The organism is Sphingomonas mollis (assembly GCF_016427505.1).
GTDB classification, from domain to species: Bacteria; Pseudomonadota; Alphaproteobacteria; order Sphingomonadales; family Sphingomonadaceae; genus Sphingomonas; species Sphingomonas mollis.
The window spans coordinates 1-17,905 of the sequence record NZ_JAELXS010000023.1; the positions used below are offsets into that span (position 1 = coordinate 1).

20 protein-coding genes and 1 pseudogene are annotated in these 17,905 nt (G+C 61.8%); 18 read left to right on the forward strand and 3 right to left on the reverse strand.

What is annotated here, in order from left to right:
• The first annotated feature begins 339 nt into the window (after positions 1 to 339).
• From JAO74_RS19210 to JAO74_RS18490, 6 genes are all read left to right on the forward strand, one after another.
• A complete protein-coding gene (locus JAO74_RS19210; RefSeq protein ID WP_332908860.1) occupies positions 340 to 441 on the forward strand; it encodes a hypothetical protein in 102 nt (33 codons plus the stop codon).
• Positions 442 to 546: 105 nt separating this feature from the next.
• On the forward strand, positions 547 to 999 hold the full coding sequence (locus JAO74_RS18470; RefSeq protein ID WP_199041816.1) for a hypothetical protein: 453 nt from the start codon (positions 547 to 549) through the stop codon (positions 997 to 999).
• Between the two features lie 268 nt (positions 1,000 to 1,267).
• Positions 1,268 to 1,738 carry a recombinase family protein gene (locus tag JAO74_RS18475; RefSeq protein WP_233151246.1) on the forward strand — a complete coding sequence of 157 codons (471 nt, stop codon included), beginning with the start codon at positions 1,268 to 1,270 and terminating at the stop codon, positions 1,736 to 1,738.
• Positions 1,739 to 2,325: 587 nt separating this feature from the next.
• The gene (locus JAO74_RS18480) at positions 2,326 to 2,649 is read left to right on the forward strand and encodes a hypothetical protein (RefSeq protein WP_199041819.1); all 324 of its coding nucleotides are present in this window, start codon (positions 2,326 to 2,328) and stop codon (positions 2,647 to 2,649) included.
• Positions 2,650 to 3,016: 367 nt separating this feature from the next.
• The gene (gene repC / locus JAO74_RS18485; protein ID WP_199041822.1) at positions 3,017 to 4,255 is read left to right on the forward strand and encodes a plasmid replication protein RepC; all 1,239 of its coding nucleotides are present in this window, start codon (positions 3,017 to 3,019) and stop codon (positions 4,253 to 4,255) included.
• A 569-nt stretch (positions 4,256 to 4,824) separates the two neighbouring features.
• Positions 4,825 to 5,766 carry a replication initiator protein A gene (locus JAO74_RS18490; protein ID WP_233151247.1) on the forward strand — a complete coding sequence of 314 codons (942 nt, stop codon included), beginning with the start codon at positions 4,825 to 4,827 and terminating at the stop codon, positions 5,764 to 5,766.
• 386 nt (positions 5,767 to 6,152) lie between these two features.
• On the opposite strand, the gene JAO74_RS18495 is transcribed toward JAO74_RS18490, so the two are convergent.
• Both JAO74_RS18495 and JAO74_RS18500 read right to left on the reverse strand, forming a co-directional pair.
• Positions 6,153 to 6,443: a PHP domain-containing protein gene (locus JAO74_RS18495; RefSeq protein ID WP_416194323.1), complete on the reverse strand. Its 291-nt coding sequence runs from the start codon at positions 6,441 to 6,443 to the stop codon at positions 6,153 to 6,155.
• On the reverse strand, positions 6,440 to 6,964 hold the full coding sequence (locus JAO74_RS18500; RefSeq protein ID WP_233151248.1) for a hypothetical protein: 525 nt from the start codon (positions 6,962 to 6,964) through the stop codon (positions 6,440 to 6,442). Before JAO74_RS18500 ends, JAO74_RS18495 begins: the two co-directional genes overlap by 4 nt.
• 1,383 nt (positions 6,965 to 8,347) lie before the next feature.
• On the opposite strand from JAO74_RS18500, the gene JAO74_RS18505 reads away from it, so the two are divergent.
• The 12 genes from JAO74_RS18505 (at position 8,348) to JAO74_RS18560 (ending at position 16,102) form a co-directional block, all read left to right on the forward strand.
• Positions 8,348 to 9,028: a ParA family protein gene (locus JAO74_RS18505; protein WP_199041825.1), complete on the forward strand. Its 681-nt coding sequence runs from the start codon at positions 8,348 to 8,350 to the stop codon at positions 9,026 to 9,028.
• A complete protein-coding gene (locus JAO74_RS18510) occupies positions 9,025 to 9,360 on the forward strand; it encodes a hypothetical protein (protein ID WP_199041828.1) in 336 nt (111 codons plus the stop codon). Before JAO74_RS18505 ends, JAO74_RS18510 begins: the two co-directional genes overlap by 4 nt.
• A 566-nt stretch (positions 9,361 to 9,926) precedes the next feature.
• The gene (locus JAO74_RS18515) at positions 9,927 to 10,802 is read left to right on the forward strand and encodes a hypothetical protein (RefSeq protein WP_233151249.1); all 876 of its coding nucleotides are present in this window, start codon (positions 9,927 to 9,929) and stop codon (positions 10,800 to 10,802) included.
• A gap of 164 nt (positions 10,803 to 10,966) precedes the next feature.
• Entirely contained in the window at positions 10,967 to 11,188 is a 222-nt protein-coding gene (locus tag JAO74_RS18520; protein WP_199041834.1) for a hypothetical protein, read from the forward strand.
• A 50-nt stretch (positions 11,189 to 11,238) separates the two neighbouring features.
• Complete coding sequence (locus JAO74_RS18525) at positions 11,239 to 11,637, forward strand: DUF2384 domain-containing protein (RefSeq protein WP_199041837.1); 399 nt, start codon at positions 11,239 to 11,241, stop codon at positions 11,635 to 11,637.
• Between the two features lie 7 nt (positions 11,638 to 11,644).
• Positions 11,645 to 12,169, forward strand: a complete 525-nt coding sequence (locus JAO74_RS18530; protein ID WP_233151250.1) for an RES family NAD+ phosphorylase — start codon at positions 11,645 to 11,647, stop codon at positions 12,167 to 12,169.
• A gap of 56 nt (positions 12,170 to 12,225) precedes the next feature.
• Positions 12,226 to 12,513, forward strand: a complete 288-nt coding sequence (locus tag JAO74_RS19325) for a DNA/RNA non-specific endonuclease (protein WP_416194324.1) — start codon at positions 12,226 to 12,228, stop codon at positions 12,511 to 12,513.
• A 129-nt stretch (positions 12,514 to 12,642) separates the two neighbouring features.
• Positions 12,643 to 12,813 carry a hypothetical protein gene (locus tag JAO74_RS18540; protein ID WP_199041843.1) on the forward strand — a complete coding sequence of 57 codons (171 nt, stop codon included), beginning with the start codon at positions 12,643 to 12,645 and terminating at the stop codon, positions 12,811 to 12,813.
• Positions 12,814 to 12,839: 26 nt separating this feature from the next.
• Positions 12,840 to 13,859 (forward strand): hypothetical protein, encoded by a 1,020-nt coding sequence (locus JAO74_RS18545; RefSeq protein WP_199041845.1) that lies wholly within the window; start codon positions 12,840 to 12,842, stop codon positions 13,857 to 13,859.
• Between the two features lie 10 nt (positions 13,860 to 13,869).
• Positions 13,870 to 14,631: a hypothetical protein gene (locus JAO74_RS18550; protein ID WP_199041847.1), complete on the forward strand. Its 762-nt coding sequence runs from the start codon at positions 13,870 to 13,872 to the stop codon at positions 14,629 to 14,631.
• A 23-nt stretch (positions 14,632 to 14,654) separates the two neighbouring features.
• Positions 14,655 to 15,734, forward strand: coding sequence for a M4 family metallopeptidase (locus tag JAO74_RS18555; RefSeq protein WP_233151251.1), 1,080 nt, complete (start codon positions 14,655 to 14,657; stop codon positions 15,732 to 15,734).
• Positions 15,734 to 16,102, forward strand: coding sequence for a protealysin inhibitor emfourin (locus JAO74_RS18560; protein WP_199041849.1), 369 nt, complete (start codon positions 15,734 to 15,736; stop codon positions 16,100 to 16,102). The genes JAO74_RS18555 and JAO74_RS18560 overlap by 1 nt, the downstream gene beginning before the upstream one ends.
• A gap of 193 nt (positions 16,103 to 16,295) precedes the next feature.
• Here JAO74_RS18560 and JAO74_RS19330 read toward each other — a convergent pair.
• Positions 16,296 to 17,716, reverse strand: a pseudogene (locus JAO74_RS19330) (ISNCY family transposase).
• Positions 17,717 to 17,905: the final 189 nt, after the last annotated feature.

Here is a 17,905-nt window from a genome sequence, read left to right on the forward strand (position 1 = left end):
CGACGTGCGGTACGCCTTTTGGTTAAATCAAAGCCCAGCCCCTACGGTTTTACGATGTGGCCTTTTCAGACCCGGACGGGACACTCATGATGCCGCCATTCCCCTCTCTCGACACCCCCCGCCATCAACCTGCTAAACAGGTGATACCGCCACTAGAAGATGTGCGTGCCGCCAATCTTCGTGCGTCGGAACATTTCGCCGCGCTTGCTGACATCTGCCGTCTGCCGCTGCCGCTGCCGAAAGACAAATAGCTGACGATCGACGAGATCGGCACCCTGGAACCGGGATGGCGGAACCTTCTATCTGCCCCGGGACTTCGGCGGCCGCTATCAACTGGAACTGCATCGCACCCCGGTGGATCTGATCGAACCCGGTATTCGGCTCGTCGGTGTTTTGGTCGGTGCTGACCTCATCAATGCTGACGGCGTGGCGCCCGCCTGAGGGGACATGATCGGCACCCCCCTGCCCGGTCGCAGCCGACCGCAGATTTGATTCAGTCCGACTCATTGCGATTGCCCCGGCAGACCGGCCGCGCATCATCGGGTCATGGAACAGCGCATCACTCATGCCTGCGGTCACGAGCAGGCCCATTACCTCACCGGCTTTGCCAGCCAGCAAGATCACAAAGCGCGGTGGCTGACGACGACCAAGTGTCGGTCCTGCTTTATCACGGAGAAGAAGACCGCACTGGCAGACGCCGCCTCACGCGACGGTGCTGCTATCGCCCATCTCGATCTGCCACCGCTGACGGGGAGCGAGCGACAGGTTGCATGGGCGACGACCGTCCGTGCCAGCCGCTTGGCCGCCCTGGTCGCTGAGCCAGACGCGGGGAACACCGATGCCTTTCATGCCTGTCGTGCCATCACCGATGCCAAATGGTGGATCGATCACCGCGATCTGGCGAACACAGACCTGCTCGCCAAAGCCGAGAACTCCATTTGCCCAGCCAACATCCCGGCTGAACTCGCCATACCCGCACGCCTGCATCAAGCTACCTGACGCCCAAGATCGTTGGGTAGTCGAAAATGCGGTCATTGCTGAACGCGATCACTGCTCGAGCGCTGGAAGTGCGCTACCCGCCAAAAAGTTGAACGGTCTGTATTTCGGCGGAAGGCCCCTGCACTGCCCCCACTACCTCAATGGCAATAGTATCGGTTCTTTTGGGTGGTATAACTCCGGAAGACCGGGCTTCGGTCGGTCTTGTTTCCGTCAATGGTGAAACCAAAAGAGACTGGACATAACCGGACCGCTTATAAAAGACTGAAGCATGTTTGATCGCGCCTATTTACGTGCATCGACTGCTGAGCAGGACGCGACCCGCGCCCGCGCAGCGCTTGATGCGTTCGCTGCATCGCATGGGTTCCGTATCGCATCGCGCTATGTCGAACACGAAAGCGGCACGCAGCTCGACCGCCCGGAGCTATTCCACCTGCTGGATGATTGCGGCCCCGGCGACATCCTGTTGGTGGATCAGGTCGGCCGGCTCTCACGCCTTAGCACGGCCGATTGGATCAAGCTGCGGTTGCAGATTGAGGCACGCGAAGTTCGGATCGTGTCGCTCGACCTGCCGACGTCGTGGAACCTGATCGCACCGCCCGACGACTTCACAGCGCGCATGTTTGCGGCCGTGAACGAGATGATGCTCGATGTGCTCGCGGCAGTGGCTCGTAAGGATTACGACGATCGTCGGCGCCGGCAGGCTGAAGGAGTTACGCGCGCGCGGACCGCCGGTCTCTAACCGGGGCGAGCGGAAAACACCGCGCGCAATGCCGCGATCGCCCGATCACTCCGGGACGGGCAGAGCTGGCGGGAGATCATGAGCGCGACGGGATGAAGTCGGACACTTCTCGCGAAGATCGCAAACCGGCTGAAGGAGGAGTGCAGCACGACAGGCGGCGTCGATACCGTCGGCGAGGATCAACGTCCGTGATCTCCAAATTCTTTACGTCGAGCATAGTACACCAGCCGAACCAAACTTCCCGATGCTCGTTTACCCAGGAAATGACAGGCGTTATATAAGCGGTATAGCGACCATCCTGACCATTGATCAACAGCGCACCGCCGGCTCGGCCGAGGACAAGGCGGGTGGCTGGGATGAAGTCATCCGTCTAGAGGCCGAGCGTCGGGCTGCTAAGGGCAAGGGCCAGGTTGTCCACGACGCTCGCACCGGTCGCTTGGTCTTCTCGAAAAGCCTTATTGCGCGCTAAATGGGCCTGACGCTCGGCGTCCTCGCCAGCGTCTTGGCTTTGCTTCCTGGCCTGGCGCTGATCGCCGCGTTAAATTTTTAAGACCCGGCGGGGCGGCGCGCGGCGGCCGGAGGTCTAGTTGACCGCCGTATCGGCGATCGTCCTCGCGGTCTTCTCGAACATTGCGCATTACGCCGGCTATCTTGCCGTAGGGGGTACACGGCATCGAACACTCTCAGGCTCTCAAGGTGCGCGGGCAGGCCGTTGCGGATCGTTCTGCCAAGATACTGGGTGGCAGGTCCGGACCGCGTCTATCGAGCATCTGGAGGCTCTGGGCTATATCAGCCGGGAAACGGATATCACCGACCGGCGCCGCGCGAACGTCATGATGCTGCCGGCGCTCGCCGCGGCAGCCGAGCAGTGGTTCGATCTCCAGCTTGCCGCTTTGTGCCTAGGCTGCTGACCGCGCTCCATTCGATCGAGCTGGCAGTTTCGTGCGGTAAAGCACGAGAATTGGTTGCCCTTTCGTTCGGTAAAGCACGAATCAACCGGCTTGAAACGCAAGGGGCATTCGATGCCTTGTAGTTACGCTGCCGAACCGGATGGTCTTCGGATTCGCAGCGTAACGGGGAATGCGCTGTGACCACATAAAGAATGCCCGGCACGAGGCCGGGCACCCTGCGGAGAACCGCTACCCCACGCCGCCAAGCGTGAAGTCACTTACGAAGTCGCTTTAGGTAGCACCCTCCCCAGCCCCGTTCAAGATCGCGCGCCTCGCGCCACGCCTTCGTTTTGTCTGGTGACGGCCTCCAATCAAGGAGTGTCGAACGATGTCCTATACCCAGAGCGCCTTTACCGGGCGTACCGGGGCCCGCCCAATTTCCGCGTTGGCTCGTCATATCGAGCGTGAGTTGGCCACTCGGATCGAGAGCGCCGGAGACGTCAACCGGAACGAGCTGTACCGCGTCCTCGAAGGCGCCAAGACCGCGATCGGCCTCAGCGCGTCGGCGCTGGAAACGCTCAAGCATTTGATCGGCTACACGCGTCCCGCCGACTACAAGAGCGATGCCCGCCCGATCGCATGGCCCAGCAACCATACGCTGGCCGAACTCGCGGGAGTCACCGAGAGCGCGATCAAGGCGCGGCTGCGCCAGCTTCGCAACCTCGCTCTCATCACGATGCGTGATTCTGCCCATGGCCGCCGGCGTGGCCAGCGCGGGGAAGGTGGAGAGATTGTCAGCGCTTACGGGATCGATCTTTCGCCACTTCGCGCCAGATTTGACGAACTGAAGGCCGCCGCGGAGGCGCACAGCGCGTTCTCTCGTCTGGAAAAGCGAGGCCGCCAGGAGATCGCGCGCGTACGCCGTCTCGTAAGCCAAGCGCTCGCACAGGCTGCCGACATGGGGCTGATGGGGCCGCACTGGTTAGCGCTCCAGGATGCCATCGAACTGGTCGCTAGTTTAGCTGCCGTTGCACGGTCGACGCGTGACATCGCGAATTATGAGGCGGCGCTTGATCGACTTTCGGGTGTCGAAGACCTGGTCGGCGAGACCATTGATGCGTTCATGTTTGCACAGGATTTCGACGCCTTGGGGTCAAAATCATCACCCTTCTTACATATACAAACCAGACCCCTTCATAATTCTGTAGCCGCTGACCGGGATTGTAGTTCTGAGCTCGAAAGGAGCGCTCCAATTGAACCGGACCTTCCAGCCTCGCCGTCCAACAGCGCATTCCAAACCTCGCCGCGGGAGCTTATCGAGATGTTTCCGACAACGGCAATGTACGTCGATCACGAGCGGCCCGGTTGGATTAATCTGCACCGGGCCGCCGCACGGCTTCGACACGACCTCGGGATCCGGACCGGGACATGGGTTGACGCGCTCGACCAACTCGGTGCCGATGGGGCTTCCGTGGCGGTGATGATCACAGCCGAGCGCGGCGCGCGCGACGAAATCCGCCTCACGCCTGGCGCTTATTTCGCGGGCATGGTGACGCGCGCACGTCGCGGGGAGCTGGACCTTCCGAAGAGCCTCTGGAGCTTTCGGACCAGGCCGGTTTTGCAGTGAGCACAGCCCATAGATGCCGTTGTTCCTCGTCTCGGCCGACCCTTCCGTGCGGTAAAGCACGAGTCGCTGTCTTAGCGGAGTTTGCCCCCCTCGCGACGCGATCACTCCCTTTCGTGCGCTATTTCAAACCATACTCCAGCCCACTTGGGCCGGTTTCGAGGAGGCCACGAGCGTTACAGGACGGCCTTTCGTGCGCTTTCTGCGCCGATCCCGACACGGTCTGGGCGACTTTCGTGCGGTTTCCAACTTGGAAAGGCCTCTGAGCATCGACCCGGAGGCCCCTGCTGGCCCCAATTTGGCCAACGGATGCCGGTCGGAGGACGAACGCTCGGACCCTTTCGTGCGGTAAAGCACGAACCTGAGGGTGGCGGCCGGTGCGAATCGGCACGGCGGTTGGAAAACGCGAGGTGCCGCTGCGAATCGGGGCGAGTGGATCGGAAATCAACCGTATCAGAGCGTTCCAGGCGGCTAATGCTCGTGCTTTACCGCACGAAAGCCCCTTGTGTGGGCATCCGGCGTTGCATTGCGGCGGTGATGTCGGCCATCACTCTCGCCCGAGGAGTTCCCCGATGGCGCGCCCCATGGAGTTGCAAGGTAACCTGTTTACGCTCGACAGCCCTTTGCTCGGCGAGATTCTGGGCGAGCGTACGGTTGCGGAATTTCCGTTCTTTGCACTAAAGAAGGCTCGCCAACTCGAGCCGATGATCTTTCAGGCAGAGGGCGTGAGCATCGAGTTGTCGGCTGGCAAGCACGGTATCGCGACGATCTACGACAAGGAAATCCTGCTCTACGTTGCCAGCATCATGACGGACCTCCGTGATCGCGGTGGTGAACCGGCGCGGACGATCCGTTTCACCGCCCATGATCTGTTTCGGATCACTGGGTCGAACGCGAGCAAGAGGTCCTATGCGTACCTGATCGACGCGTTGCGTCGGCTCAGAAACACCGTTGTTGAAACCAACATCAAGACGGGTGGCGAAACGCAGGAAGACAACTTCTCGTGGCTCGATCGGTTCAGGGTGGTTTACGCTGAAGACTCGCGAGGCGAGAAGCGCGTCAAGTATATTGAAGTGACAGTGTGCGACTGGTTCTATCGCGCCGTGTTGCGCGACCGCCGCCTTGCCGCCTACGACTTGGACTATTTTACGCTAACCCCGATCCAGCGCCGTTTGTACGAGCTCGCGATGTTTCACTGTCAGCCCGACCAACCCTTCACGCTCGATCTCGAAACGGTCGCCCTGCGAATGGGATGTGGCGTTGCACGACTGCGTAACGCGCGTGCCGAGATCACCAAGGTCGCGGAGCTGGACAGCCTCCCGGGCTACTCACTTTCGCTGCACAGCGAAAAAGTACCGACCGCGGGTCGCCCCCGCCTGCAAACCTTCGTGACCTTCACGGCACACCATGCCCAGCGCCCTCGCCCGATCCGACCCCAGGTCGCATTGCCGGTAAATGTCGATGACGTGCGGATGGACGAGCAACTGAAGGTATACGAGGACGCCGGGGAATAGTCTGCCACGCCGGGATTTTGCGGTCACCCGAGAACGCCGCCTTCACCGATTGAATCTGTAGACAGACGCCTCTACGCTTGGCTGCTTGGGCACGTTATCGTTGATCAACTTGACCGCGGCTGCGCTGTGAAGCTGTTTCAAGTCAAAGTTCTTAGACGCAGATTTCCTTGATGCCTCTGCTGCGATTGAGCTGGGCTGATATTCAGGCGATCAAGCCTTGCAAACCGACCCTGCAACTTGTGCCCCGTCCAGTTTCATGCCGAGCGCGGAGCCGGTTAGATGACGAGAATGATGGCATTAAAGATGCCGATTCCGTCATCAACCAGCGGTTACGTGTAACGCACTGGAGATAGCGCTCGCGTGCGTTACGCATAGGGGTGCGTCAGCTATTCGGCTCCACCGTTAGCGTTTATCTCGACCGCGGGTGCCGCGCGCTTAGGATAGATGATCAGGCGCCGCCCGCAGGCGAGATCGATGCGTGCACCGGCGATCGAACGAACGCCCGTCGCCTTATGAGCCTCCCAGGCACGAACGACGACGGCAACCGTGCCGACATCGCTGACGCCGATCGCGGGATAGCCGAGCAGTGCTGCGGCCGAGAAGAACTCTTCCGGACTGAAAGCCCCTCTGAGGAGCGAAAAATGGGTGAGCACTTGAAGCTCGACACAGGCGGTCACGGGCACATGCCGTGCATCCACCAGCTCAGGTCGCCAATCCCTTCCTCGAGCCTTTCACCGCGTCGGAACACCCACCAGCGCCCGCCCTCCCCGTCTTCGACCCGGTAATGGTCGCCGCCAGGTGCATCGACGGGGTCGGCCTGGGTGACCGTGCGCTCCGGGTCATGGCTCGGCACGGGCGCGATCCTGAAGACCGACCGAGCACCGATCCGGCCAGCCACGACGTCGACGAGCCGCCCCGGATCGCGCTGCAGCGTCTCGCCGACAAGGACTGCGCCAAGATCGACCGCGTCCAGAGGCTCGGTGTGCGGTGTGACCAGCAGGAATTGCTCGAGACCCATGCCCGGATCGATCCGCTCGATGCGGAGCTTCAGCAACCATAGGACATGGGGCACCTCGAGGGTCGGCCGCGACGTTCGAATTGCAACAACCTGCTCACCACCATCGACACGCAGGCCGGTCAGCGCGATAGCTTGGAGATGGGCTATCGTGTTCGTGAGGGAATCGGGTGTGGTAAGCATTGTGGACAGACACTAAGTGTTCCCCACATGTTCGTAGAGCGATTGTGTTGGTCAGACTTGCAACCACAGGAATGCGCCGGCCGTCTCGGCGCGCGTCTGCCAGCGCCTTTTTGCCGATCAATCGCGGTTCGAGATCTTGCGGTGTCCCCTCCCCTACCGCGCTCCGCCGATGCGCATGCGGGCACATTTACATTGGTGCACCACGAAGGGATCGACGCACTGAGAAGGCGATGTACGCGTCCGCTTGGTTAAACGCGAGATAGCGGTTACATGCGACACAATTGAATGGCAGGAGTCGTTATTGGTGGAGGGAGTGGATCGATTTTCTCCGCTCTCAACTTCTCTCTATAACGTGGCCGCTGTAACCGCTGTGTTCGGGATATCCGCACGGAGCGCAGTGGTAGAGACGGCCGCTGTTCTTTCCGATTTCGGGCACTCCTTGCCAGCTGGCTCAGGCGGCGATTCGCGCCGATAGCGCGCCGGGATGACGCTACCTTTTAGTTTTTTTAGGGGGGGCAGCCGCGGCGCTTGGCACAGCAACCATCGACAGCGGTCCTTCGTACCGCCGCTGTCAGGCGCAGCAGCAGAAACCCGATATTCGCAATACCTGTTGCACCCGCCCTACCCGCCCTACCCGCCCTACCCGCCCTACCCGCCCTACCCGCCCTACCCGCTCTACCCGCGGTAACCGCGGTACCCGCTGCGTCCGCTGCGTCCGCTGCGTCCGCTGCGTCCTTGGCATCCGCAATACCCGCTGTACCCGCGTTACGCCCTATCAGCCGGACCCGCAGTAGACATTAGAAGCGAGCCTCCTGCTGTGTCCGTTGTCCGTTGTGGCCTCTATCTCGCGTGTAACCGCCGTGATGCGTCCGACTAAAATACCTCCGTTAAGGTAGAGGGCCATGAGGCCAAGACGTTAGCGAGGCGAAGCACTTTGCGGCAATCGAACTATGCGATGTGATGTGGCCACGGCGCTGCACCGCATAACTAATGTAACCGCTCGGGTCGCTGTGTTACGTGTTATCGCCCTAAGTTTAACGCTGCCAGTCAGCCTTACAGCGGCATGGAGGCGTGAGAGCGCATCGCAGGCTCGTTACCCGTTCGATTACAATCCTCGGTGCAGGTGCGCGAACCGTTCGGTTACAGCGAAGCGCAAACCAGCGTCGAAGCAACCGTCGTCTTTTTGCGTGAGGACAGCGATGGCAGGGAAGGGCGCCTGACTTCCCTGTCATATTGCGGTTACAGCGGTTACAGCGGTTACAGGGATTACACTGAACGCAGCGGTCGTAACTAACCTTGAGCTCCGCTGTAACTTGTCGGAGCCGTTCATTCGTTGTAACACATGCGACCGCGCGGTCACCGCGGTTAGGATCGGAGTCACGAATGCCCGTCATCACCCTATTGTCCCCTAAAGGAGGAGTGGGAAAAACCACGACGGCGCTCTTGCTTGCGACGGAACTAGCCGCGCGGGGCGGCGACGTGATCCTGATCGATGCGGATCCCAATTTTCCGCTTTCCAAATGGGCGGCCCTGAAAGGCAAACCGCACAATATTGAGGTCATCGAAGATATCGACGAGGAGACGATCATCGATACGATCACCGAGGCTCGGCAGCGCGCGCGATACGTCATCGTCGACCTGGAGGGGAGGGCGTCCGGCCGCGTGACGAATGCGCTGCTCGTCTCGAACCTCGCCCTGATCCCGATGCAGGGGTCCGCGCTCGATTCAAACGAGGCCGCGCGCGCCTTCAAGAACGTAAAGCAGGTTTCGAAAGCGCGCGAGAAGCCCCTAAAATTCGCAGCAGTGCTCGCAAAGACGCAGGCTTCCACGCGGCTTTGGCCGCGCGATCTCAAGCAGATCATCGCTGGCATGCGAGAGGCGGGTATCCCCGTCATCGACACCGCACTCGCCGAACGCGGCGCCTATCGGGCCATCTTCAGCATTGGCGGAACGCTCGCCACGTTGAAGGACAAGGATGTTGGCTCGTTGGAAACTGCCCGGGCAAACGCTGCGGCCTTTACTCTCGACGTCCTTCAACTGCTCAATGAGAAGACCCCGGCATGAACGACACCACAGCTCGGCCCGGCCTCGCCAGTTTCGCGCTCGACGATGACGACGACATTCCGATCCCGACGCTAGAACAGCGTCAAAAGGCGACGCAGGGTGGCGAAAGGCTCGGCTTCAAGTCTGAACCGGCCGAACCGGCCAAGCGCCCCACAGCATCGACGCGGGAGGCCGTCTACACCGCCAACTTCCATATTCGCACGACGCCGGAAGACCGCGAGCGCTATGACGACTTTGCCTATCGTCATCGCGTGAAGAAGGGCGAGGCCATGACATTGCTTCTGACACTCGCAGAGGAAGCGGAAGCGGCACGGGCGGCAAAGAAGAAATAAGAGGGCAGGGGGCCTAACTATGCTTCGCCCCGCTGGCTGCGCGGCGTCAGAGCACCGTTGCCGCAGGTTGTGCAGCCGCCCCGGGACACATCAGCGAGTATCCTCGACGTGCTTGACATGGATGGTGTCAGCGAGATCGACGTCGCGTTCGAACGAATGATCAGTCGTCCGCGTCCTGCCACGTTCGATCGATCGGCAGGACGGATGTCACGGTGATCAGGCGTCGCCCCGATAATCTGGCAGATATGGCCTCAGCCTATCGGTGAACGCCCCTTCGATCTGATGCACTTGCCTGCACTCGCCAGCCATGTCCTGCGATTCGTGGACATCCTACCATTCTCACAAGGGATCGGGCGTGTTAGCCTGACCTCACCGCCCGGTCCGTCCCGGGCGGTGAGGCGTCAGAACCTCAAGCCATAGCAGCCGGTCGACAACAGGTGTCGGCCGGGTGGCCGTCACGCATGTCCAAGGCTCGCCTAAAGGTGACGGCGCCTTGTGCTATGCAGGGTTCTGAACACCCGGCTCCACGGGCCGGAGACCGCCTCCTGACGACAAGGGAGGTAAGTATGATTTCAAGTTCTTCGGCAACTCTATCGGTGATCGTCACGGCCTTGCTGGCGGTCGTGAAAGGTGGTGCGGCGCCAGCACCCGGCATCGCCGATTTTCTGACGACCATCGGTGGCGATACTGAGCTGAAGACCAGCGGATCGATGCTCTCCGATCCATCACCCCAACTCTATCCGCTGGCGCGCGATGGCAGCGAGATCATCGGCTATCGCTTCTTCGCCGAGAAGCTGGCCGCCAACGGTTCTGCGACTGCCGAACGGGCGAGGGACGCCTTCGCACAGGAATGCACCGCCAGGGGCAGTCAGATCGCCTCAGAGGACAGCGACGTCGCCCGCAGCTTCCATGACCGCGTGCTGGGCAGCAGGCTGCCGCCACGGGGCAGTTTCAAGCATTTCTGGTCCGGAATATCGGCGGTGTGTGCTCGCAGTCCGTCTGAGGTCATGGGTGGCTTCGTCGCGGTCACGTTCGACAACACCGAACTCGCGACCAAGGGCGATTTCGGAGCCAGGCTGTTCAGCAAGATCTCGCTCATGGCCACCCGTACCGCCGTCTACGCCTACCGCCCGGATCGCATCCCAACGGCGGCTTCGTTCCAGAGACGGGAAGCGGCGCTTCGCGCCGATGATGCTGCCGAGCAGCGCGCGAACGAAGCCTTTCGGCGGGATCTTGCCATCGGCACCGAGACGAACTGCGGCACCGTAATCCAGCTGCGCGGACCCATGGTCGAGATCGCGGTTCCGCCGGTCCGGCTGACCCCCAATGGCCAGTCGACCTTCTGGTCGAAACGCACGGCATCGCGCCCTGTACCTACGGTCTCTGAACTTTTCCGTCCCGATAACGTGACGCTTCCAACCACCAAAGGAGAAGCCCTTTGATTGTGCATCCACGCCCCCGTCCAACTGTTTCCGACAGCCAGAGTGTCTCATCATCCTACCTGTCGGCCGAACCCGCCACGGACCTCCGCCGGCTCTCTGCCGGGAGCAGTTGGAGCGCGCCCGGATCCCCTGGTTTTCCGATGCGCGCCACTGCGGGAGAATGGATGATCCCGGTCATCATCGATCTGCCCTACGCGATGCTCGCCAGTCTTGAAGCGGCAGCACAGTCGACCGAAATCGGCGACATCGTCCGGGCCGCGCTTGTCGCGATCGGTCACGGTAAGCCGCGTCATTCGCCTTGGCCGTGCAAGCGCACGTACCGAACGACATGTAGCAGCGGCTCGAACCCGCTTTCAGCAAGAACGGCGCTGATCGATCATTATTGACAGGAACGGTGATGTGCATATATTGTGCACATATCAGCGGAGATAATCTAATGGCGACTGCGTTCATTGCTGAGGAGCGAAGGTCCGCCTTACTAGCGTCGGGCTTCGTCGCCAGCCTGCAGGAACCGCGCACGCCCTATATCTCGCCTCGGCGCGTCGCAGAGGCACTAGGTATTCAGCTGTCGCGATTGGCCCAGATCGCAGGCGTTCATCGCAACACGCTCTCGAACCCGGCGTCGGAGCGGCTGCAAGATCGATTGCGAGACATGATCCGTGTCATCATGGCAGCAACAGAATTGACCGGCGATACTGAACGGGCAATCTATTGGTTTCGAAACGAACCAATCCTGACGCTGAAGCGTCAAACGGCTGCCGAACTGGTTGCCGCCGGCCATACGGATGCCGTCATGCTGCATCTGGCCGAGATTGTTGACGGCGCGAACGGCTAGACCAGCATTGTTTCGCATTGCAGTAGGGCCGAGCTATTATTACCGCTATCTGACGCCAAAATGGGCCTATCTGCCACTGAGCGGGGCAGGAGCGGCAAGCGCTGGCGGCCGTTTTAACCGGCCAGGTATCGAGGCTGTGTATCTGTCGGCCGAACCGGACACGGCGCTTGCAGAGTATCGGCAAGGCTCGAGTTTGCCCAACCCTGCGATGCTTGCGGCGTATCAGATCGCGTTAATTGACGTGATCGATCTGTCCGCCGGTTATGATGCTGCTCATTGGGGCGCTTCCTGGGCAGACTGGAATTGCGACTGGCGCTGGATCGCGCGCATAGACCACAAGGTACCGCCGTCATGGCGGCTCGGAGACGAGGCGATCAGGTCGGGTGCACGTGGCCTGCTATTTCCATCAACCCATCAGGCGGCCGGAACTAACCTCGTGGTGTTCAGCGCCAACCTGACGGCAGACGACCTGTTCGGCGTACATGACCCGGATCATATGCTGCCACGGGACCAGCGATCGTGGCAACCATGATCGAGATTGCACCGCTCACTTGAACCGGAGCCACGCCACTGCTCGCTCTGGAGCGTATCCTCAGCAACACCCGCCGGGTCGGTGAGCGCGCAACGGTATTCACAGGCCCGGTTTTCCGCCAGTACGACCCGGTCTACCGCAGCGTTGCGATCCCGCTCGCCTATTGGAAGGTCGTCGCCTTCGTCCATGACGACGGCCGACCGTCCGCTTCCGCATACCTCATCGATCACGACGTCGACCTAACCGAGCAGACGCTCCTGTTCGGTGCTCTCGATCGAGGAGCTGACCGATCTAGACTTCGGCGACTTGCACCAATTCGATGGTTTCTCGAACGAGGAGCGTGACCGGGGTGAGGTCGTCCGACGGCCCATCACCGGGCCGGAGGATATCCTCCTCTGAGGTGGCAAAATAGCGCTGTCCTACAGAGAACATATCTGGAACATGGGCTATCGGTTCAACAAGGAGTCGGGGACATGACCGACATGATCGATGGCCCAATGCTCGTAGGCGTTGCGGCGCTCATCACCAGTATCGCCAATGTCGTTACCATCCTGCGGTCCCGCGATCGACTGCAGGAACGAGCAAGGCTGCGCCGTATCCCCAGACGCCGAAAGGGGAGGGGGGATCGTAGTTTAGGGGCATGATGCCCGAAAGCCCGAAGGAGACCGCCATGCGCCGCTGCGTGATTGCCGTTCTGCCGTTGATCTCCGTCTCACTCCTGCTTGCCGGATGCGCCACGAATGCGATCCGGCTCGAGGCAGCAGGGGCGGTGCAAACCCGAAGTCGCGAGGCGGTGACGGCAACCGCCAGGTACTTCGATGCAATCGAGCAACGTCGCCGCGAGGCCGCTGCCGCGCTAGTCGCGAGCGACCCGAGTTGCTTGCCGGCGACGCCACTGCGGATCCAGGTGCCTATCGCACCGTCGGCCCCGCCGGCGCCGCTGTGCCTCTCTGGCGACGCTCCGGCGCCGGGATATACCGCGTTCGAGATCGACATTGGCAGCAGCCCGCGCGCTGTGCTCGAACCACGCATCGCACTTATTGCCGCGATCAGCGACTATGCCGATGCACTGGCTACTATCCTTGATGAACCCAAGACCGACGTCTCGGCCGAGATCACCGCTTTTGCCGACCAAGCCGACCGGCTTGCGCGGTTCAGCAACTTTGTCGCTGGCACCGACCTGCCAAACGTCAACGCAGCCATTGCCAGCGAGCAGAGCCAGAGCCTCGTCGCGCTGATCGCCTTCGCAACCGATCTCGCGCGCGAGGCACGGCAGACGAAGGATGTCCGAGCTCTGGTTACCGAGCGCGGTAGCGTTGTCGATCGCGCGCTGGCTTCATTGTCGCTCCAGGTGACGACGTGGGGCAGGGGGGCCGTACGCAACGCCGACGATCTCTACGGGAACGCCTTGTTCCGGACCTACATCCGCAATCGCGAGAGCCTGTCGGCCGACCAACGCGAGCAGCTCGCCGCCCGTGTGTTCGCCGCTCGCGAGGCCGCGAAGGATGGACCGGCACGCTCCGCCTTGGTCGCGGATGCAATCGACCTCGCCGCCAAGGCACAAGCAGGACTGCGCGACGCGCTCGCCGGCTGGCTGACGCCTGCACAGCGCCGCGCGGCGGCCCGCCTGAACATCGACCGCTTCACCCGCGCACTTGGCCACATCGCCTCGCTCGCCACCCCCGCCTGAGGAGGATCCAATGACCACCTTCACCCAGGCCATGGACGCGGCCGACGCTCTCACCAACCAGCTGCAGGAGTTCACCGAGAACCCGCGATACCTGCCGCGCTTCTTCGACACCTTGTTCGGCCTGCGCACCGTGCTGGGCAGCGCCAGCGACCGCTTTGCCGCTTTGCATAGCGGTGAGGTCGGTGACGCACCGGTCTTTGCCACCGTCCTCGACCGATGCGAACAGGCGAGGGCCATCGGCAAAGCTCTCACCCCCGGGGATGCGGCATTGTCTCGCTATGCTGGAGCAGTGCAGCGCGCGATTGGGGCGATGGACGGACCGGTCGGCACGGCTGCACGACCTTCTTTCCGAGGTACGCTGAGGCTGCGTAATGGATCTACACCGACGGTGAGGGGAGGGCGTCGACTAGAACCCGCGCCCGAGCCTTACTATGCCAGCCTCGTGAAGCTGTTCCCGGTCGAGGCAGTAACGCTCTACCCGCTGGCGATCGGGATCGCTGCCGGCGACATCGTCATCCGCCTGATCCTCATCTGCATCATCACGCTCTTCATCGTCGCGCTGCGCTGGTTCGGTACCCAGGAGGAGAGAGGGGGAGATGCCGATGTGGTGGCGATCGCCGTCTCGGTGATCTCGTTCGAGCTCTACGCCGCCTCGCTGGGTGGTTACGGCTACCTTCCGGGCGGGCCTGAACAGACCAGCCAGCTCTTTGCCTTCATCACCATCATGTGGGTCGCGCTCGTGCCCTTCGTGCTTCGCCGCGCCCGCAGCTGACAAAACACAAAGGAGATACGACCATGTGCACCTCCACCCACCGTCACTCGCTTCACTGCATCCTACCGCCCTACATTCTGTCGCAGATCGCCGAGAACGGCTCGCCCGAGATGCGGGCCATGGCAATGCGCAGTCTGCTGATCGATCCGACCATCCGGCTCGTGCGCGCCAGCACCGCAGGGCCCGTCGCCGGTGCGATCGCACGCCGACGTGCCGCGGCGGGTAACATCCTGACCCCAAGTCCGCTCAGGACCATTCGCGACGCGGGGGGCGAGCCTGAAGCTCCGGGCGTGACGGTGGTGCGGCGGGAAGGCGATGGACCGACCGGTGATATCGCGGCCGACGAAGCCTATGACGGCCTTGGCGCAACGTTCGCGCTGTTCTGGGAGGCCTATCAGCGCAATTCGATCGACGATGCCGGACTGCCGCTCGATGCGACAGTCCACTACGACCAGGACTATGACAACGCCTTCTGGGACGGCACCCAGATGGTCTTCGGCGACGGAGACGGTGAGTTGTTTAACCGCTTCACGATTTCGCTCGACGTGATCGGTCACGAACTGACTCACGGTGTCACCGAGAAGGAGGCTGGGCTGGCGTACTTCAACCAGTCGGGCGCGCTGAACGAGAGCATCTCCGACGTGTTCGGCAGCCTCGTGAAGCAGCGCCTGCTGGATCAGACGGCCGACCAAGCCGACTGGCTGATCGGTGCCAGGCTGCTGACGGCCAAGGTCAATGGAATCGCGCTGCGCTCGATGAAGGCGCCGGGCACCGCCTATGACGATCCCGTACTCGGCAAGGATCCGCAGCCCGGACACATGATCGACTTCGTTCGCACCAATCAGGACAATGGCGGCGTCCACATCAATTCCGGCATCCCGAACCGCGCCTTTTATCTGGCGGCCACGGCGATCGGTGGAAACGCATGGGACCGCGCCGGCCAAATCTGGTACAACGCGCTGCTGGACCCCAATACTAGGGCCAACACGGACTTCGCCGGCTTCGCCCGCGTCACCATCGACGTCGCGGGTCGTTTGTACGGCTCAGGCAGCGCCTCGGCGACCGCGGTCACTAAGGCCTGGAGCGCAGTTGGAGTGATCTGATGCAGACGGGCAAGGCTTGCGACGAGACGGTAACCGGCGAGGCCCGGGTACGGATCGAGGGCGGGCTTGCCCATTTTCCGGGGCTCGCGAAGGAGCAGACGGTCTCCTTCGACGATCTTGCCATCCCGCAGCGTCAGGAACTTGCGAGCCTTGCCCATCTGGCAGACTTCTTTAATTGCACACCGGGGATCGACCCGACGAGGCCGGATGCCCGCACGTACACCGTTGGCCTCACCATCGACGGCCGTAGCCGAGAGATACGGGTTGCGGAGCCGATCCGAGATCCGGCAATGGCTAAGCTTGTCTCCGTGGTTCGCCGTCTTAGCAAACAGTACGCAGCTGTACGGGAGTGTGGCGGAGCGCGATAGCCAGAACCGTTGTTCCTGCCATTTAGAGAAGGCACATTCTCTCCCATATAGAGATGACACCGTTGGTAGCAGCCGGGGCAGCGTGGAGCCATCCAAACAGCGCAGCGCTGCCCTGGCTGATGCGCCACACCTGAGGAAATCGCCCCGGACCCGCTGCGCTAGCTGCGGGCTCGGTCAACGGCGGCAACAGGCCTTAGCGGGTGACGAATTGCGCGGTGCCCCGCGCCTCGAGTTCCGCAGCCGAAAGCCGCTGCGGCAGCTTCTTCAGTTTGGGTCTGCCAATCCGCCGACCATCGACCTTGCCGGCGCCCTCGCTCTGGCCCTCCGCAAAAATGCTTCTGGAACCGCTCGGGCGCGAGGGCTCGTTGTTGTTCCGACTGCGAAGATGTGGGGCGAGCTCCTGAAACGCGCGCGCCATCATCAGCGCGGCGTCCAGATGCTTGTTGTCGATGACCGCCGCCTGATTCACCTGCCGCATCTTGTCGAACACACGATAGGGCAGAACATGATCGCCGTGCCGTATCTCGATCCGACCATCGGGATATTCGCAGACTGACACGCGCTTGCGCATCAGCTTCCGGCTGATCTCCGTCGGCTCGAGGATGAACATCGCCTTGTTATAGTGGAGCGTTAGCGAGGCCGTGACCGACCGATCCTCGCGCCAAACCATCGTCGCCGTCAGGTCGTCATGCGGGGCCAGAGGCCGGTGCAGATCGCGCGGATCAAATGGCGGACGGACGAAGCGCTCATTGTGCCGTGCCATGTAGGAGGGGAGGAAGGCGTTGGCCTCCTCTATGCTCGATATGCCCTCCAGCCGCATCGCCTTGACCAGCCGGTCTTGCAACGTCCCGTTCGCGCGCTCGACGCGGCCCTTGGCCTGCGGAGAGTTGGCGCAGATCAGCTCGATATTGAGGGCGTCTAACGCGCGTCCGAGGTGAGACATGCCGTCGCCATTGGCCGATGCACGGTTGTTACGAAATGCGCTGTGTTTGTCGGAATAGAAGGCGACCGGCTTGCCGTGCCGCTCGATATAGGCCTGCGTCGCCCGCATGTAGGAAAGGTGCTCTCGCTCTCGACCATCTCCAGGTGCATCAACTCGCTGGTTGCGTCATCGATATAGACAAGCAGGGTGCATTGTGGCCCCCGATCCTCGAACCACCAGTGCTTCGAGCCGTCGACCTGCACCAGCTCGCCCCGGCAGTCCCGCCGGTAGCGCGGCTGATAAGGGCGAGGGCGGCGTGCGTCCCGATCCTTCCACAAGCCCGCCGCCATCATCAACTGCCGCAGCGTCTCGCAGCCGATCTTGATGTCATGACGCTCGGCCAGATACTCGCGCGCCAGAGTCGGCCCAAAGTCCGCATAATGCTCGCGCACCAACGACACGACGCGCTCGCGAAAGACATCTTTATGCCGACGGTTGCTCGGCCGGCCACGCTTGCGCGACACCAGACCCTCGGCACCGTCGGTGCGCAGCCGGTCGAGCAGCCGGAAAACCTGCCGTCGCTTCAAACCCAGAAGACCGGCCGCGTCATCGATGCGAAGCTCGCCGCGCTTCACGCGCATGAGCGTATCAAACCGCGAAAGCTCGCCATGGCTCATCGCCAGCACCGTCATAGCCTGGTCCTCCCGTGGGAAGACCATGAACACCGACGCAGCCGCCAGGAGCCGAGAATGTCATCTCTATCTAGCGGAACGGTGTCATTTCTATCCGGGCTCTACACCGTTAAGTCCGATAACATTGGTTATGTTAAATCATCTCACGGTTACACTTGGTTGTAGGCACTGTAGCACTGCTGCCAGAGT

Coding starts and splice junctions, on each gene's coding strand:
- JAO74_RS18470 (WP_199041816.1), top strand. CDS start 547: ATGGAACAGCGCATCACTCATGCCTGCGGTCACGAGCAGGCCCATTAC.
- JAO74_RS18475 (WP_233151246.1), top strand. CDS start 1,268: ATGTTTGATCGCGCCTATTTACGTGCATCGACTGCTGAGCAGGACGCG.
- repC (WP_199041822.1), top strand. CDS start 3,017: ATGTCCTATACCCAGAGCGCCTTTACCGGGCGTACCGGGGCCCGCCCA.
- JAO74_RS18490 (WP_233151247.1), top strand. CDS start 4,825: ATGGCGCGCCCCATGGAGTTGCAAGGTAACCTGTTTACGCTCGACAGC.
- JAO74_RS18500 (WP_233151248.1), bottom strand. CDS start 6,964: ATGCTTACCACACCCGATTCCCTCACGAACACGATAGCCCATCTCCAA.
- JAO74_RS18505 (WP_199041825.1), top strand. CDS start 8,348: ATGCCCGTCATCACCCTATTGTCCCCTAAAGGAGGAGTGGGAAAAACC.
- JAO74_RS18510 (WP_199041828.1), top strand. CDS start 9,025: ATGAACGACACCACAGCTCGGCCCGGCCTCGCCAGTTTCGCGCTCGAC.
- JAO74_RS18515 (WP_233151249.1), top strand. CDS start 9,927: ATGATTTCAAGTTCTTCGGCAACTCTATCGGTGATCGTCACGGCCTTG.
- JAO74_RS18520 (WP_199041834.1), top strand. CDS start 10,967: ATGATCCCGGTCATCATCGATCTGCCCTACGCGATGCTCGCCAGTCTT.
- JAO74_RS18525 (WP_199041837.1), top strand. CDS start 11,239: ATGGCGACTGCGTTCATTGCTGAGGAGCGAAGGTCCGCCTTACTAGCG.
- JAO74_RS18540 (WP_199041843.1), top strand. CDS start 12,643: ATGACCGACATGATCGATGGCCCAATGCTCGTAGGCGTTGCGGCGCTC.
- JAO74_RS18545 (WP_199041845.1), top strand. CDS start 12,840: ATGCGCCGCTGCGTGATTGCCGTTCTGCCGTTGATCTCCGTCTCACTC.
- JAO74_RS18550 (WP_199041847.1), top strand. CDS start 13,870: ATGACCACCTTCACCCAGGCCATGGACGCGGCCGACGCTCTCACCAAC.
- JAO74_RS18555 (WP_233151251.1), top strand. CDS start 14,655: ATGTGCACCTCCACCCACCGTCACTCGCTTCACTGCATCCTACCGCCC.
- JAO74_RS18560 (WP_199041849.1), top strand. CDS start 15,734: ATGCAGACGGGCAAGGCTTGCGACGAGACGGTAACCGGCGAGGCCCGG.